Source organism: Enterobacter sp. DNB-S2 (assembly GCF_019443845.1).
Taxonomy (GTDB): Bacteria; Pseudomonadota; Gammaproteobacteria; order Enterobacterales; family Enterobacteriaceae; genus Enterobacter; species Enterobacter asburiae_B.
Map to the genome: position 1 here is coordinate 2174864 of NZ_CP050520.1, position 15266 is coordinate 2190129.

Genomic DNA, 15266 nt, shown 5'->3' on the forward strand with positions numbered 1-15266 from the left:
ATTTATCAGTAAATAACGTTTGTCCATGTTTAATGGAAAAGCATGGGTATTTAATTTCACAAATCGTATTATCAGGATCAAATAATGAAATTTCTGAAGCCTAAATATCTGGCACTCTTCGTTGCAGCGGCTGCAAGCCCGGTGTTCGCAGCCGTGCCAGGTAAAGCAACTATCGCCAGTGGTAATGATAAATTTGCCATTGTCGAAGTTGATCAGTCTGCTACTGCTTACAACAACCTCGTCAAAGTTCATGATGGCGCCGATGTTAAAGTGCAGTGGGATGTCTGGAGCGGCGCGGCGCCGACTTCAGCGAAAGTGTTGCTCGACGGCAAAACCGTCTGGACCGGTGCAGGCAGCATGTCCGGCACGGCAACATTTAAAGTGACCAAAGGCGGTCGCTATCAGGAAACGGTTGAACTCTGCAATGCCAGCGGGTGCAGCACCAGCGCCAGCAAACTGATTATCGTCGCGGATACCGACGGTAGCCATCTGCTGCCGCTTAACACCACCATGCAGGAAAATAATAAAACCCTCTCTAAGCATACCGATAAAGTGGTCGGTGCCTATTTCCCTGAGTGGGGCGTTTATGACCGTAAATTCCCGGTGGATAAAATCCCGGCAGCTAACCTTAACCACATTCTGTATGGCTTCATTCCAATCTGCGGCGGCGATGGCATCAACGACAGCCTGAAAACCATCGAAGGGGGTAACAGCTTCGAAGCGCTGAAGCGCGCCTGTGCGGGCCGTCAGGACTTCCAGGTGGCGATTCACGACCCGTGGGCCGCACTGCAGCAATCCCGGACTGGCCTCGACAGCTGGGACGAGCCCTACAAAGGTAACTTCGGCCAGCTGATGGCAATGAAGAAAGCCAATCCAGGGCTGAAAGTGCTGCCGTCTATCGGTGGCTGGACCCTCTCCGATCCGTTCTTCAAAATGCATGACAAAGCGATCCGCGATCGCTTCGTGGCTTCCGTGAAAGATTTCCTGAAAACCTGGAAATTCTTCGACGGCGTGGACATCGACTGGGAATTCCCGGGCGGCGGCGGTCAGAACGAAACGCTGGGCAACCCGCAGCAGGATAAAGAGACGTATACCGCACTGATGCGCGAACTGCGCGCCATGATGAATGAACTGTCAGCCGAAACCGGCCGTACCTTTGAACTGACCTCAGCAATCGGTTCAGGCAGCGACAAAATTGAAGACGTTGATTACACCACTGCCCAGCAGTACATGGATCACATCTTCCTGATGAGCTACGACTTCTACGGCGGCTGGAGCAATACCGATCTGGGTCACCAGGCGGCACTGCGTGCGCCGGCGAACAAACCGGATACCAATTACACCACCGAAAACGGCGTCAATGCGCTGCTGGCGCAGGGTGTACAGCCCGGCAAAATTGTCGTGGGGACGGCCATGTATGGCCGCGGCTGGACCGGCGTTCACGGTTACAGCAATAACAACCCGTTCACCGGCACGGCAACGGGCATGGTGAAAGGGACCTGGGAACCGGGCGTGGTTGACTATCGTCAGATCGTTAACGAGTACAAAGGCAAAGCGGGCTGGGAATACAACTATGATGCCACCGCTGAAGCGCCGTATCTGTTTAACAAAACCACCGGCGATCTGATCACCTATGAAGATGCGCGTTCCGCAACGGCGAAAGGTCAGTATGTGCTGGCGAAAAACCTGGGCGGTCTGTTTGCCTGGTCTATCGACTCCGATACCGGAGACATTCTGAACGCGATGAATGAAAGCCTGACAGGCGGCGGCGCTGCGCCGGTTGATCCGGTGGTGACCAACCATGCGCCGGTAGCGACTTCCGCTGACCAGAGCGTAACCGGTCCGGCGACGGTGACCCTGGATGGCTCGGCTTCTACCGATCCGGATGGCGATGCCATTACCTACAAGTGGACGCAGATCTCTGGCCCGTCGGTGACCCTCACCAACAGCACCAAAGCGAAAGCGACCTTCAACGTTGCCGCTGTCACCAGTAACCAGACTCTGGCGTTCCGCCTGACGGTCACTGACGCGAAAGGGTTGAGCAGCACCGCTGACGTCCAGGTCGTGAACAAAGCGCCGAAAGCAAACCAGGCGCCGGTCGTGAACCAGATGGAAGCCGTGACGCTGGAAGCGGGCCAGAGCTACTCTCTGCACGCTCAGGCTAACGATCCTGATGGCGACGCGCTGACCTACTCCTGGAGCGTTCCTGCGAATATGCAGGCGACAGGCGCAGACACCGCGAACCTGAACATCACCGCACCGGACGTGGACGCGGAATCAACTTACACGCTGACCGTGGTGGTAAGCGATGGCAAGTCCAGCGTACAGACTAACGTGCAGGTGACGGTAACGCCTAAAGCGGCGGAAACGCCGTCTGACGAAGGCAATACCCCTTCCGATGAAGGCAACACGCCGTCTGACGAAGGTAACACCCCATCCGATGAAGGCAACACGCCGTCTGACGAAGGTAACACCCCATCCGATGAAGGCAATACGCCGTCTGACGAAGGTTCTGCCACCAATAGCTGCGATAAGCCTGTTGACGCCAACGCCAGCAAATACGCTGCCTGGAGTGCAAGCAAGGTTTACAACGCGGGCAATACCGTCAGCTTCGACAACCTGGTCTGGAAAGCAAAATACTGGACTCAGGGCAACCAGCCGGGCTTCGGTGTGGATGCATGGGAGCTGGTAAGTCAGGTGAAATTCAACTGGCGCTCCGACGTGGTCTATAACGGCGGCGACACCACTACCTACAACGGTTACTCCTACACCGCGAAATGGTGGACGAAGGGTGATAAACCGGGTAGCAGCGATGTATGGGTGAAAAAAGGCCCTGCGGCTGACTGCCAGTAAGTCACAGCCATAACGATGCGGGTAAGTAACTTGCCCGCCATCACGGTCCACGTCCCGCGACGGACGTGGACCGTGAATCAGGAAACAGAGTGATAAGCGCGTAAGGAGACAATGAAAAAGAGCCGGACTGAAAATGAAAACGTTATTTTTATTGTTGCTGATAATAAGCCATAGCGTCTTTGCCAACTGCTGGGATAAAGCCGCCAGTTATTACCATGTGGATCCTTATCTGTTGTATGCCATTGCTAATGTTGAATCGGGAATGAATCCCAATGCGATTGGACAGAATAATGATGGAACGCGTGATGTCGGCCTGATGCAGATTAACAGTTCACATTTTTCCGAGCTGGAGCGAAAAGGCATTAATGAGTACCGGTTAATTACCGAGCCCTGCACCTCGATTATGGTTGGCGCATCGATATTATCCGGAATGATTAAAGTTTATGGCTATAACTGGGAGGCGGTCGGCGCCTATAACGCGGGTCTGAAAAAAGAGAGTTACCCGCAGCGTATGGTCTATGCCCGTAAGGTCTGGAATAAATATCAGAAATTAAAACGTAGCACCCGTAACCGTTATTATTATTGATTTTTGTTTTTTGAAGAGTACCGACTGGTGTTCTTCATAAAACGAAAACTGCTCCCGGGTTTATTTATTAAATGATTAATAAATAAACCGCGAAACAAATTAACTTTTATATACCCTTAATATAATTAAGAGGACCATTGACATGAACAAAAGAACATTACTCAGTGTTCTTATCGCGGGCGCATGTGTTGCACCGTTTATGGCTCAGGCAACCCAGCTGCAGGCCAGCAGCGAACCTTACACCGTTAAGGCCAGCGATCTGCAGAAGAAAGAGCAGGAGTTGACCAACTTCCCGCTGATGGCTTCAGTGAAGTCAACCATCCGCACGCTGGACAACAGCCTGGTGGAACAAATTGAGCCGGGTAAATCGACAAACCCGGAAAACGTCAAGCGCGTGGAAGGGATTATCAAGGCCAGCGACTGGGAATATCTCTTCCCACTGCGTGCGCCGGAATATACCTACAGCAACTTCCTGAAAGCGGTCGGTAAATTCCCGGCACTGTGCCAGACCTATACCGATGGTCGTAACAGCGATGCCATCTGCCGTAAGTCTCTGGCAACCATGTTCGCGCACTTCGCGCAGGAAACCGGCGGCCACGAGTCCTGGCGTCCGGAAGCCGAGTGGCGTCAGGCGCTGGTTTACGTGCGTGAGATGGGCTGGAGCGAAGGTCAGAAGGGCGGCTATAACGGCGAATGTAACCCGGATGTCTGGCAGGGTCAGACCTGGCCGTGCGGTAAAGACAAAGATGGCGATTTCGTTAGCTACTTTGGTCGCGGCGCGAAACAGCTCTCCTATAACTACAACTACGGCCCGTTCTCTGAAGCGATGTACGGCGACGTCCGCGTACTGCTGGACAAACCTGAGCTGGTGGCGGACACCTGGCTGAACCTTGCTTCCGCGATCTTCTTCTTCGCCTACCCGCAGCCGCCAAAACCGAGCATGCTGCAGGTTATCGACGGCACCTGGCAGCCGAACGATCACGATAAGGCGAATGGTCTGGTTCCGGGCTTCGGCGTGACCACGCAGATCATCAACGGCGGCGTGGAGTGCGGTGGCCCGACTGAGATCGCCCAGTCTCAAAACCGTATCAAATACTACAAAGAGTTCGCCAACTACCTGAAGGTGCCTGTTGCATCTAACGAAGTGCTGGGCTGCGCCAACATGAAGCAGTTCGACGAAGGCGGTGCCGGCGCGCTGAAGATCTACTGGGAACAGGACTGGGGATGGAGCGCGGATACCCCGTCAGGCCAGACTTACTCTTGCCAGCTGGTGGGTTACCAGACGCCATTCAGCGCCTTTAAAGAGGGTGACTACACCAAATGCGTGAAGCATTACTTCAACGTCAACGTGGTGGGTGAAGACGGCACTTCCGACGGCGGTAGCGTCACGCCAGCTCCGACCCCGACCCCGACCCCTGTCGACCCAACGGACGAAGGCAACACCACGCCGGTGCCGGACGATAACACCCCGGCTCCGGAAGATAATACGCCAGCGCCGGTAAACCATGCGCCGGTAGCAAAAATCGCCGGTCCGGTGGGGGCGGTTGAAGCGGGTAAATCTGTTTCTCTGAACGCGTCTGGCTCGACCGACGAAGACGGTAACCACCTGACTTATACCTGGACGGCTCCGAACGGCCAGACCGTAAGCGGCGATGATAAAGCGATTATTACGTTCAATGCACCGGAAGTGGCGGCGACGACGCAGTACCCGATCAACCTTACCGTCAGTGACGGCGAGCTGAGCAGCACTACCACCTATACGCTGAACGTACAGGCTAAGCAGACCAACGGCGGCCAGACCGGGACTTACCCGACCTGGACCTCCAAAACCAAATGGAAAGCAGGCGATATCGTTAACAACCGCGGCCAGCTGTTCCAGTGCAAACCTTATCCGTACAGCGGCTGGTGCAATAACGCGCCATCCTACTACGAGCCAGGTAAAGGGATTGCATGGCAGGACGCGTGGACTGCGCTGTAATCAGCACAACAGCAAAATGACAAACGGCAACCTTCGGGTTGCCGTTTTTTTTCTCATCGTAAAAATGCAGGACCCGATCTACCGATGAAGCTTCCCGTGATCCCGCAGCCACGCCGCCGTACGCGTAATCCCTTCATCCAGCGTCACGATCGGTTTGTACCCAAGCTCGTTCTCCGCCCGCGAAATATCCAGCGTGAAATCAAAGTTCAGCTTCGATACGCCGTAATGCGTCAGCGCAGGCTCTTTGGCCGATTTACTGCCAAAACGCTCCATGCTGCGGGCAATCATATCCAGCATTGGGTAAGGAACTGAACGGATGCGGCAGTCGATCTGCAGCTCGTCAATTAAACGCTGCACAATGCTGCGCAGCGTGCACGGTTCGCCGTTCGTGATGTTGTAGGCGCGACCGGAGATCAGCTTATCGCAGTCCGGCTGGCTTGCCAGCCACATGGCGTGAACGGCGTTTTCGTAATAGGTCATATCCACCAGCGCATCGCCGCCGCGCGGCAGCAGTACGCTGCCGTAGTGGTGCATCATCTGCGCCAGGCGCGGAATAAACACTTTGTCGTGCGGCCCGAACAGGCTCTGCGGACGTAAGACCGTAAAACGGGTGTGCGGGTTCGACTGTGCCAGCAGGTCAATCACCTCTTCGCTGGCCGCCTTGCTGCGGGCAAACTCGCAGGCAAAGCGAGCGGGACGGAAATCTTCCTGCACCTCACGATGGTGGTGATAGTCGAAATAGAGTGAAGGTGACGAGATATGAATAAAGTTACGCACGCCCCAGGCAACGGCCCATTCGCCCAGACGGCGGGTTGCCCGCACGTTGGCGAGATCAAAGGCTTCCTGGGTACCCCACGGGGAGGTGAAGCTGGAGCAGTGCCACAGCGTGTCGATACCGGCGAGCATCACTTTCGCTTGAGAGGAGACCAGCTCCGTCAGGTCAGCATGGACGAACTCCGCGCCCATTTTTTGCAGCAGCTTTCCCATCGCTTCGTTGCGACCGGTAGCCCTGACGCTGATGCCCTTGTTGCGCAGAAATTCGACCGCATTTCGGCCTAAGCCGCTGGTCCCCCCGGTAACCAGTACCTTCATATCAATCCACTGTGTTGAAAAGAATTTCGTGCGCATTCTTTCGTGAATTACGGCGCTATGCAATGGGAAAGGTGAAAGAAAGAGAGTTTTATTTAGATCTTTTCCGTCTTTTGTTCTGCCCGTTGCGCAATCCGCTTTGCCATCCCGCGGAAGATAAACAGGTGGGCGGGGATCATCAACAGCCAGTAGAACAGACCCGGCATTCCGTGCGGATGCCACCAGGCGCGGACGTCCAGTTCACGACAATCGCCTTTGTCTTTCAGGGTAAAGCAGAGCCGGCCCAGCCCCGGGGCTTTCATACCGAACAGCAGCGCCAGCTGTTTTTCCGGCTCGACGATGATGACCTTCCAGCTGTCGACCGCGTCGCCCACCTCAAGATACGGGCGTGCCGGACGGCCTTTTGCCAGCCTGTGCCCCACCAGCAGATCCATTGCTCCGCGCGTTTGCCAGAGGATATTACCGAAGAAATAACCGTCTTTGCCGCCAATCTGGTTCACCACTTCCCACAGCGCGGCCAGGCTGGCGTGGGTTTTCACCGTGCAGCCCGCCTGTTTCGGGTAATAGCCGTACTCCGGCCGCCAGCGGGCAAACGCCTGGGCGTCGTAACCCCAGTCGCTGGAGTTCACCAGCTGCTCTTCTTCTTTCAGCGTATTGCGCACGGCATCGTCAAAACGGATCAGGTCCTGGGGAATGAGTGCCCGCAGTTCGCGATCGTCCGCCAGTAAATCATGTTTGAGCCCCTGGATCAGCGCTTTGGCGGTCGTCGGCGGCACGGAGGTGATCACATTCAAAAACCACACCGAAATCCAGCGGGTCGGGAAGGGAATGGGGATCAGCCAGCGGCGGCGGCCGCTGACGCGCATGAAATGTTCGAACTGCTCCTGATAGCTCAGCACTTCAGGGCCTGCCGCCTCCAGCACGCGGTGTTGCTCCGCCGGGCGATCCAGCATGGCCACCAGATAATGCAGTAAATTCTCCAGCGCAATCGGCGTGGTGCGCGAGCGCACCCAGCGCGGCGGCGTGAGTACGGGCAGGTTGTAAACCATATCGCGCATCACTTCGAAGGCGGCGGAGCCTGCGCCGACGATGATCCCGGCGCGCAGTTCGGTGACGGGGATATTCGCCCCGCGCAGGGTGTCAGCCGTCAGCTGGCGGGCGCGCAGGTGATCGGACTGCTCGTGTTCGGGCGCCTGGAGCGAGCTTAAAAAAATGACCTGCTTCACCGGGGTTTGCAGCAGGGCGTCGCGAACGTTCATCGCCACCTGCCGCTCGTGGGCGATGAAATCCCCGCCTTCGCCCATGCTGTGCACCAGGTAGTAAAGCGTATCGACCCCTTCCAGCAGGGCGGGAAGTTCCTTCGGCCAGTTGAGGTCAACGCTGTGGCAGGTGACGCCAGGCAAACTGAGTTTTTGCAGGCGTTCGGTATTGCGTGCCGCTGCCAGCACCTGGTGTCCCTGCTGGCTTAACGCCGCGGTGAGATGCTGACCGATGTACCCGCTGGCGCCGAGCACCAGAATTCGTTGCGGCACGTGATGCTCCTTATCGCTGTAAAAACGCCTGCCAGTGTTTCACCACGTCCGCCAGCTGTTCGCGGCTCACGTCGAGATGCATGACCAGGCGCACGACGGGTGAGGCGTTGATCAGCACGCCACGTGATTTCATAAACTCACCCAGCGCGGCGGCGCGGTCATCGCCCACGCGTACGAACAGCATGTTGGTGTCGTGGCGCATCACGTCGGCGCCAATCTCGCGCAGCTGCGCCGCCATCCACGCGGCGTTGTCGTGATCGTCCTTCAGGCGCGCCACGTTATTTTTCAGGGCATACAGCCCGGCAGCCGCCAGAATACCCGCCTGACGCATGCCGCCGCCGGTCATTTTACGCCAGCGGTTGGCGCGCTTGATGTAGTCCGCGTCGCCCACAAGCAGAGAGCCCACCGGCGTGCCCAGCCCTTTTGAGAGGCAGATGGTGAACGAGTCGCAGTATTGCGCAATCTCTTTCAGCTCGCAGCCATACTCCACGACGGCGTTAAAGATACGCGCGCCGTCAACGTGCAGGCCGAGCCGGCGCTCGCGGGTGAATTCCCACGCTGCTTTCAGGTATTCGCGCGGCAGCACTTTGCCGTTGTGGGTGTTTTCGAGGCTGAGCAGTCGGGTGCGGGCGAAGTGAATATCGTCAGCTTTGATTTTCGCCGCGACTTTATCGAGCGGCAGGGAGCCGTCCGGCGCGGCGTCAATCGGCTGCGGCTGAATGCTGCCGAGCACCGCCGCGCCGCCGGCTTCGTAGAGATAGTTATGCGCGCCCTGGCCGACGATATACTCTTCCCCGCGCTCGCAGTGGCTGAGCAGCGCCACCAGGTTAGCCTGCGTGCCGGTCGGCAGGAACAGCGCGGCCTCCTTGCCGCTCAGCTCTGCCGCGTAACGCTGCAGTTCGTTAACCGTTGGGTCATCGCCGTAGACGTCATCCCCGACCGGGGCGGCCATCATCTCTTCGAGCATGGCGCGGCTCGGGCGGGTTACGGTATCACTGCGTAAATCAATCATTTCACATCCCTTTATTTTAAGAGGTCATGCGAAATGTTTTACCTGAGCCAGTTGGTTTTTGCCAGTTCGATCACCTCGTCGCCGCGCCCGCTGATGATGGCGCGCAGCATATACAGGCTAAAGCCTTTGGCCTGTTCCAGCTTGATCTGCGGCGGGATCGCCAGCTCTTCTTTGGCGACGACGACATCCACCAGCACCGGACCGTCGATGGAAAATGCGCGCTGCAGGGCTTCGTCCACCTCTGAGGCTTTCTCCACGCGAATACCGGTGATGCCGCAGGCCTCGGCGATGCGCGCGAAGTTGGTGTCGTGCAGCTCGGTGCCGTCCGTGAGATAGCCTCCGGCCTTCATCTCCATCGCCACGAAGCCCAGCACGCTGTTGTTAAAGACCACGATTTTCAGCGGGAGCTTCATCTGCACCACCGACAGGAAATCCCCCATCAGCATGCTGAACCCGCCGTCGCCGCACATCGCCACCACCTGACGCTCCGGCGCCGTCGCTTTTGCGCCCAGCGCCTGCGGCATGGCGTTGGCCATAGAGCCGTGGTTGAACGAGCCGAGCAGGCGACGCTTGCCGTTCATCTTCAAATAGCGTGCCGCCCAGACGGTTGGCGTGCCCACGTCGCAGGTGAAGATGGCGTCGTCGTCCGCGAAATGGCTGATCTGCTGCGCCAGATACTGCGGATGAATGGCTTTGTCGCTCGGTTTGGCGAGGTCGTCCAGCCCCTTGCGGGCGTCGCGATAGTCGCTCAGGGCTTTATCAAGGAACTTGCGGTCCGTTTTTTCTTCCAGCAGCGGCAGCAGGGCGGAAAGGGTAGATTTGATATCGCCCACCAGCGCCATATCAACCTTGCTGTGCGCGCCGATGCTGGCCGGGTTGATATCAATCTGAATGATTTTGGCATCCGTCGGGTAGAACGCGCGATACGGGAATTGGGTGCCGAGCAGGATCAGCGTGTCGGCGTTCATCATGGTGTGGAAGCCGCTGGAGAAACCGATCAGACCGGTCATCCCCACATCAAAGGGGTTGTCGTACTCGACGTGCTCTTTGCCGCGCAGGGCGTGAACAATGGGGGCCTTAAGCTTACCCGCAAATTCAAGCAGCTCCTTGTGCGCGCCCGCGCAGCCGCTGCCGCACATCAGGGCGATATTGCTTGAGTACCGCAGCAGCTGTGCCAGCTTTTTCAGCTCCTCTTCCGCAGGCGTCACCACCGGCTGCGGGGCGTGATACCAGTGGGTGCTGGCCCCTTCAGGCGCGGCCTTGAGGGCCACATCGCCCGGGATAACGACCACAGAAACGCCGCGGTTCAGCACGGCTTTGCGCATGGCGATCGCCAGCACCTGCGGGATCTGCTCTGGGGATGAAACCAGCTCGCAATAGTGGCTGCATTCACGGAACAGCTCCTGCGGATGCGTCTCCTGAAAATAGCCGCTGCCGATTTCGGAAGAGGGGATATGGGCGGCAATTGCCAGCACCGGCACGTGGTTACGGTGACAGTCAAAGAGGCCGTTGATCAGATGCAGGTTGCCGGGACCGCACGATCCGGCGCAGACGGCCAGTTCCCCCGTGATCTGTGCTTCAGCGCCTGCGGCGAAGGCGGCAACCTCTTCATGGCGCGTGGGCATCCATTCGATGGTCTTCATCTTGTTGAGGCTGTCGCTAAGTCCGTTCAGGGAATCGCCGGTTACGCCCCAGATACGTTTCACGCCAGCCTGTTCGAGCGTTTTCGCTATATATGCAGCCACGGTTTGTTTCATGGTTGTCCGTCTCCTTTTTGTGATATCGCTTACAAGCTTAGAAGAAAGTCTCCGTATTGCCCGTCGCATCCCCCCAATTAAAAGGTGCTTTTCATGCGCAATTATTCGGCATAATCTGGTGCTACCTCAGTAAAAACAGGAAGTATTTCAAATGGTTAAATCATTGTTAATCGCTGTTAATGAAAAGCTATCGTGCGACGATCTTGGCAAACTCTTGTTACGACTTGCCGTCGGCGGGCTGATGCTATTTCACGGTTTGCACAAGCTTTTTGGCGGCGTGGGCTTTATCAGCGGCATGCTGGTGGAGAAAGGGCTGCCGGGGTTTATCGCCTACGGCGTGTTGGTTGGCGAAGTGGTGGCACCGATCCTGATTATTGTTGGGCTCTTTACGCGCCCGGCCGCGCTGGTGCTGGCCTTTACGATGATTGTGGCGTGGCTGATGGTAGGAATGGGTGAAACGCTCGCCCTCGATAAGGTAGGCGCATGGGCGATTGAAAGCCTGGTGTACTTCTTTATCGGCTCGCTGGCGGTCGCGTTTTTAGGGGCGGGGCGGTTTGCGCTGGGTAAAGCGCCCGCGTGGCGGTGAGGTTGTCGTAGGTCGGGTAAACGCAGTGTCACCCGACAAAAAGCCCGGTGGCGCTGACGCTTACCGGGCCTACGATCGAACGTTTACCGTTTATGCGAGGACGAGATCGCCCTGTGGATGGCATGAGCATGCCAGCACGTAACCCTCGGCAATTTCCGCGTCGGACAGCGTCATGGTGCTGGTGACGGTGTACTCCCCGGAAACCACCTTCGTCTTACAGCAGCCGCACACGCCCGCACGACAGGCAGCCACTACCGGCACCTTGTTGCTTTCCAGCGCCTCCAGCAGCGTGGTCCCCACGCGGCCAAAGAAGGTCTGCGCAGGCTGCAGTTTGGTGAAGGTAATGCCGCTGGTTGCCGCTTCCGCCACCGGCGTGAAGAACTGCTCTTTGAAGAAGCGGGTCACGCCAAGCGCTTTCACCTCTTTTTCCACGATATCCATGTACGGCGCCGGGCCGCAGGTCATCACGGTGCGGTTCGCGATATCCGGTACGCTTTGCAGCAGCTCGCGGCTCAGGCGACCGGGCACAAAGCCGTGGGTCGCGTTGTGCTCCGCCACCAGCGTCACCGGATAATCACGCCATTCCCCGGCAAAAATCACATCTTCCGGGGAACGGACGCTGAAGATCGACTGCACATCGGCCTGCGGGCGATTTTTTGCCAGCCAGCGGCGCATCGACATAATTGGCGTTACGCCACAGCCCGCCGCCAGCAACAGGAATTTATCGTCTGCTTTGTCGTCACAGGTGAAATCTCCCTGCGCGTCAGACAGCCAGATGTAATCCCCGCGCTTGACGTTCCGCGTCAGCCACTGCGAGCCCGCGCCGTCGTCAATGCGGCGGACGGTGAGCGTAATGTACTCGCTCACGCCCGGCGTTGAGGAGATCGTGTAGGCGCGCAGCGTATCCGCCGAATTGCGAACGCTGACCAGCGCGTACTGGCCTGCACGGTACGGATAGTAGTCATGGCACAGCAGCGACAGCGTCCACACATCCGGCGTCTCCTGATGGATGTGATGAACCTGCATCCGCCACGGACATTGTGAGGTTGGCATGGTCATGAATAACTCCTTACGCGCTCAGCAGCTGCTTCATATCATCTTCAACGTTGGTCACGGAACGCAGGCCGAATTTCTCGTTCAGCACCGCCAGCAGGTCCGGCGTCAGGAAGCCAGGCGCGGTCGGGCCGGTCACGATGTTGGTGACGCCGAGAGAGAGCAGGGTCAGGAGGATGACAATCGCTTTCTGCTCGAACCATGACAGCACCAGCGACAGCGGCAGGTCGTTCACGCCGCAGTCCAGTTTCTCCGCCAGGGTGACCGCCAGAATGATGGCCGAGTAAGCATCGTTACACTGGCCTGCATCGATCAGGCGCGGCAGACCTTCGATGTCGCCGAAGTCCAGCTTGTTGAAACGGTATTTGCCGCACGCCAGGGTCAGGATCAGGCAGTCTTCCGGTACGCTGGTGGCGAAATCGGTGAAGTAGTTACGCTCGCCGCGCGCGCCGTCGCAGCCGCCGACGAGGAAGATGTGGCGCAGCTTTTCACGGCTGACGAGATCGATCAGCGAATCAGCGGCACCCAGCAGGGTTTCACGACCGAAGCCGACGGTAATAAGGTGCGGGATCTCGCTGTACGGGAAGCCTGCCATCTGCTGCGCCTGGGCGATAACCGGACCGAAATCGTCACCTTCAAGATGGCTCACGCCCGGCCAGCCGACGATGCTGCGGGTCCAGATGCGGTCATCGTACGCGCCGACGGTCGGGTCGATGATGCAGTTAGAGGTCATCACGATAGGGCCAGGGAAGCGGGCGAACTCCACCTGCTGGTTCTGCCAGCCGCTGCCGTAGTTACCGATCAGATGCTTAAATTTACGCAGCTCAGGGTAGCCGTGCGCCGGCAGCATTTCGCCGTGGGTATAAACGTTAACGCCGGTGCCTTCGGTTTGCTTCAGCAGGTTGTAGAGATCTTTCAGGTCGTGACCGGAAATCAGAATGCACTTGCCTTCGGTTGCCTTGACGTTGACCTGCGTCGGCGTCGGGTGGCCGTAGGTGCTGGTTTCACCGGCATCCAGAATGCTCATCACGCGGAAGTTCATCTGGCCGATTTCCATTGAGCACTCAAGCAGGGCGTTCATATCGGCAGGCCAGGTGCCTAGCCACGCCATGATTTTGTGGTACTGGGCGTAGATGTCGTTGTCGTACTGACCCAGAACGTGCGCGTGTTCCATATAGGCCGCAGCGCCTTTCAGGCCGTACAGGCACAGCAGGCGCAGGCCGAGAATGTTCTCGCCAATCGCCGCTTTGTCTTTATTCGGGGTGAATTCTGCCGCCTGACGCTGGAGGTCGCCCAAATCGTCGCTGACCAGCTGCAGTTCTGACATCGGGTTTTCCACGCGAGCGGAGGCATCCGCCTTCAGGCACTGTGCTTTCAGCGCTTCACGCAGGGCAATCGCTTCGCGGGCGTAGCCGACAATGCGCGGAGAGTCGAAGTTAACGTTGGTCAGCGTGGAGAAGAAGGCGCGCGGGGCGAAGCTATCGACGTAATGGTCGACAATGCCGTATTCGCGGGCTTTGAACGCCCATGCGGAAAGGCCTTGCAGAGCCGCAATCAGCAGGTCCTGCAGGTCAGATGTTTCTGCGGTTTTGCCGCACATACCCTGTGCGTAAGAGCAGCCATTGCCTGCCGGGGTACGGATGGTTTGTTCACATTGCACACAAAACATAATCACACCTGTTAAAGTTATATTTGATATACATGTTTAAGGTTATGCCTGTGCCAGAACGGAGAAAAGGGCTTTCTGCTACAAAATAGAGGGAGATTGATTTAGCGCAATTTTGGCGGCAGGAAACCTACCGCCAAAGAAGTATCAGGCAGAGAAGAAGGCCATCAGGACCGGAACCAGCAGGCTTAAAATAAAGCCGTGCACGATAGCCGCGGGCACCATCTCCAGCCCGCCGGAGCGTTGTAGTACCGGCAGGGTAAAGTCCATCGACGTCGCGCCGCACAGACCCAGCGCGGTAGAACGACTGCGGCGAACCAGGCTCGGGATCAGCATGATGGCAATCAGCTCGCGCGCCAGATCGTTAAAGAAGGCGGCGCTGCCGATCACCGGTCCGAATGATTCGGTCAGCAGAATACCGGAGAGCGAATACCAGCCAAAACCGGATGCCATCGCCAGGCCGGTTTTCAGCGGCAGATCGAGAATAAAGGCGTTGATGACGCCCGCCACCATTGAACTGGCAACAACCATAACCGCAACCATCATTCCCCGACGGTTGAGGACAATTTGTTTCAGCGTCATGCCATTATTTCGCAGCTGAATACCGATCAGGAACAGCAGGAAGATCAGTGTATATTCACTGGCCTCAGTCGCGTGCTGTAAAAATGCCCAACCGGTCAGCCCAAGAAGAAAACCGAGCACCACGACGCCGCATAATTTTAATGATTCAAGCGCCATTGCAATTCGTGAAGGGAGTTTTTCCTGATGATGGTGATTTTTCCATGGAATAGTGCGTTCCAGCCACAGCAGCGCGGCAATATTGCACAGCAAAATAACCACCACGGTGACGACAGAATAATGGAGGATGGAGAGTAAATTCGCCGATAAGTTGTCCAGAAATGCCAGGCTAATCCCCATAAAGAAAAGAATAACGTAGACAATCCAGCTCAGGAATCGATTAATGAGCCTTAATGCGGATTCACGATGCAGCGGAATAAGATAGCCCACGATCAAGGGCAGCAAAATGATGAGGAGTCCTGAAAACATGAACAGCCGGTCCTTTTTGAGTATCGGTTAAGCGCCAGTGACACTACCCAATAAAGGCTGTTCAGTAAAGCGGCAAAAGAAAGCCGGGCGGCGGCTACGCTTTACCC

General features: G+C 57.1%; 11 protein-coding genes. 4 read left to right on the forward strand and 7 right to left on the reverse strand.

The window, feature by feature from the left end:
- Positions 1-84: 84 nt before the first annotated feature.
- The 3 genes from HB664_RS10305 to HB664_RS10315 all read left to right on the forward strand — a co-directional run bounded on the left by HB664_RS10305 (position 85) and on the right by HB664_RS10315 (position 5417).
- Positions 85-2853 (forward strand): glycosyl hydrolase family 18 protein, encoded by a 2769-nt coding sequence (locus HB664_RS10305; protein ID WP_219940750.1) that lies wholly within the window; start codon positions 85-87, stop codon positions 2851-2853.
- 133 nt (positions 2854-2986) lie between these two features.
- Complete coding sequence (gene iagB, locus HB664_RS10310; RefSeq protein WP_058842124.1) at positions 2987-3439, forward strand: type III secretion system invasion protein IagB; 453 nt, start codon at positions 2987-2989, stop codon at positions 3437-3439.
- Between the two features lie 142 nt (positions 3440-3581).
- Complete coding sequence (locus HB664_RS10315) at positions 3582-5417, forward strand: chitinase (RefSeq protein WP_219940751.1); 1836 nt, start codon at positions 3582-3584, stop codon at positions 5415-5417.
- A 78-nt stretch (positions 5418-5495) separates the two neighbouring features.
- Here the strand turns inward: HB664_RS10315 and HB664_RS10320 are convergent, their stop codons facing one another.
- The 4 genes from HB664_RS10320 to poxB all read right to left on the reverse strand — a co-directional run bounded on the left by HB664_RS10320 (position 5496) and on the right by poxB (position 10807).
- Positions 5496-6509, reverse strand: coding sequence for an NAD(P)-dependent oxidoreductase (locus HB664_RS10320; protein WP_219940752.1), 1014 nt, complete (start codon positions 6507-6509; stop codon positions 5496-5498).
- A 92-nt stretch (positions 6510-6601) separates the two neighbouring features.
- Positions 6602-8038, reverse strand: coding sequence for an SDR family oxidoreductase (locus HB664_RS10325; protein WP_094934316.1), 1437 nt, complete (start codon positions 8036-8038; stop codon positions 6602-6604).
- 10 nt (positions 8039-8048) lie between these two features.
- Positions 8049-9050: a low-specificity L-threonine aldolase gene (gene ltaE, locus HB664_RS10330; RefSeq protein ID WP_033145067.1), complete on the reverse strand. Its 1002-nt coding sequence runs from the start codon at positions 9048-9050 to the stop codon at positions 8049-8051.
- 38 nt (positions 9051-9088) lie between these two features.
- Positions 9089-10807 (reverse strand): ubiquinone-dependent pyruvate dehydrogenase, encoded by a 1719-nt coding sequence (poxB, locus tag HB664_RS10335; protein ID WP_219940753.1) that lies wholly within the window; start codon positions 10805-10807, stop codon positions 9089-9091.
- A 151-nt stretch (positions 10808-10958) separates the two neighbouring features.
- On the opposite strand from poxB, the gene HB664_RS10340 reads away from it, so the two are divergent.
- A complete protein-coding gene (locus HB664_RS10340; RefSeq protein WP_033145069.1) occupies positions 10959-11393 on the forward strand; it encodes a DoxX family protein in 435 nt (144 codons plus the stop codon).
- 90 nt (positions 11394-11483) lie between these two features.
- Here the strand turns inward: HB664_RS10340 and hcr are convergent, their stop codons facing one another.
- The 3 genes from hcr to HB664_RS10355 form a co-directional block, all read right to left on the reverse strand.
- The gene (gene hcr / locus HB664_RS10345; RefSeq protein WP_058842119.1) at positions 11484-12452 is read right to left on the reverse strand and encodes an NADH oxidoreductase; all 969 of its coding nucleotides are present in this window, start codon (positions 12450-12452) and stop codon (positions 11484-11486) included.
- Positions 12453-12462: 10 nt separating this feature from the next.
- Positions 12463-14115: a hydroxylamine reductase gene (gene hcp / locus HB664_RS10350; protein WP_219940754.1), complete on the reverse strand. Its 1653-nt coding sequence runs from the start codon at positions 14113-14115 to the stop codon at positions 12463-12465.
- A gap of 144 nt (positions 14116-14259) precedes the next feature.
- Positions 14260-15159, reverse strand: coding sequence for a lysine exporter LysO family protein (locus HB664_RS10355; protein WP_033145072.1), 900 nt, complete (start codon positions 15157-15159; stop codon positions 14260-14262).
- Positions 15160-15266: the final 107 nt, after the last annotated feature.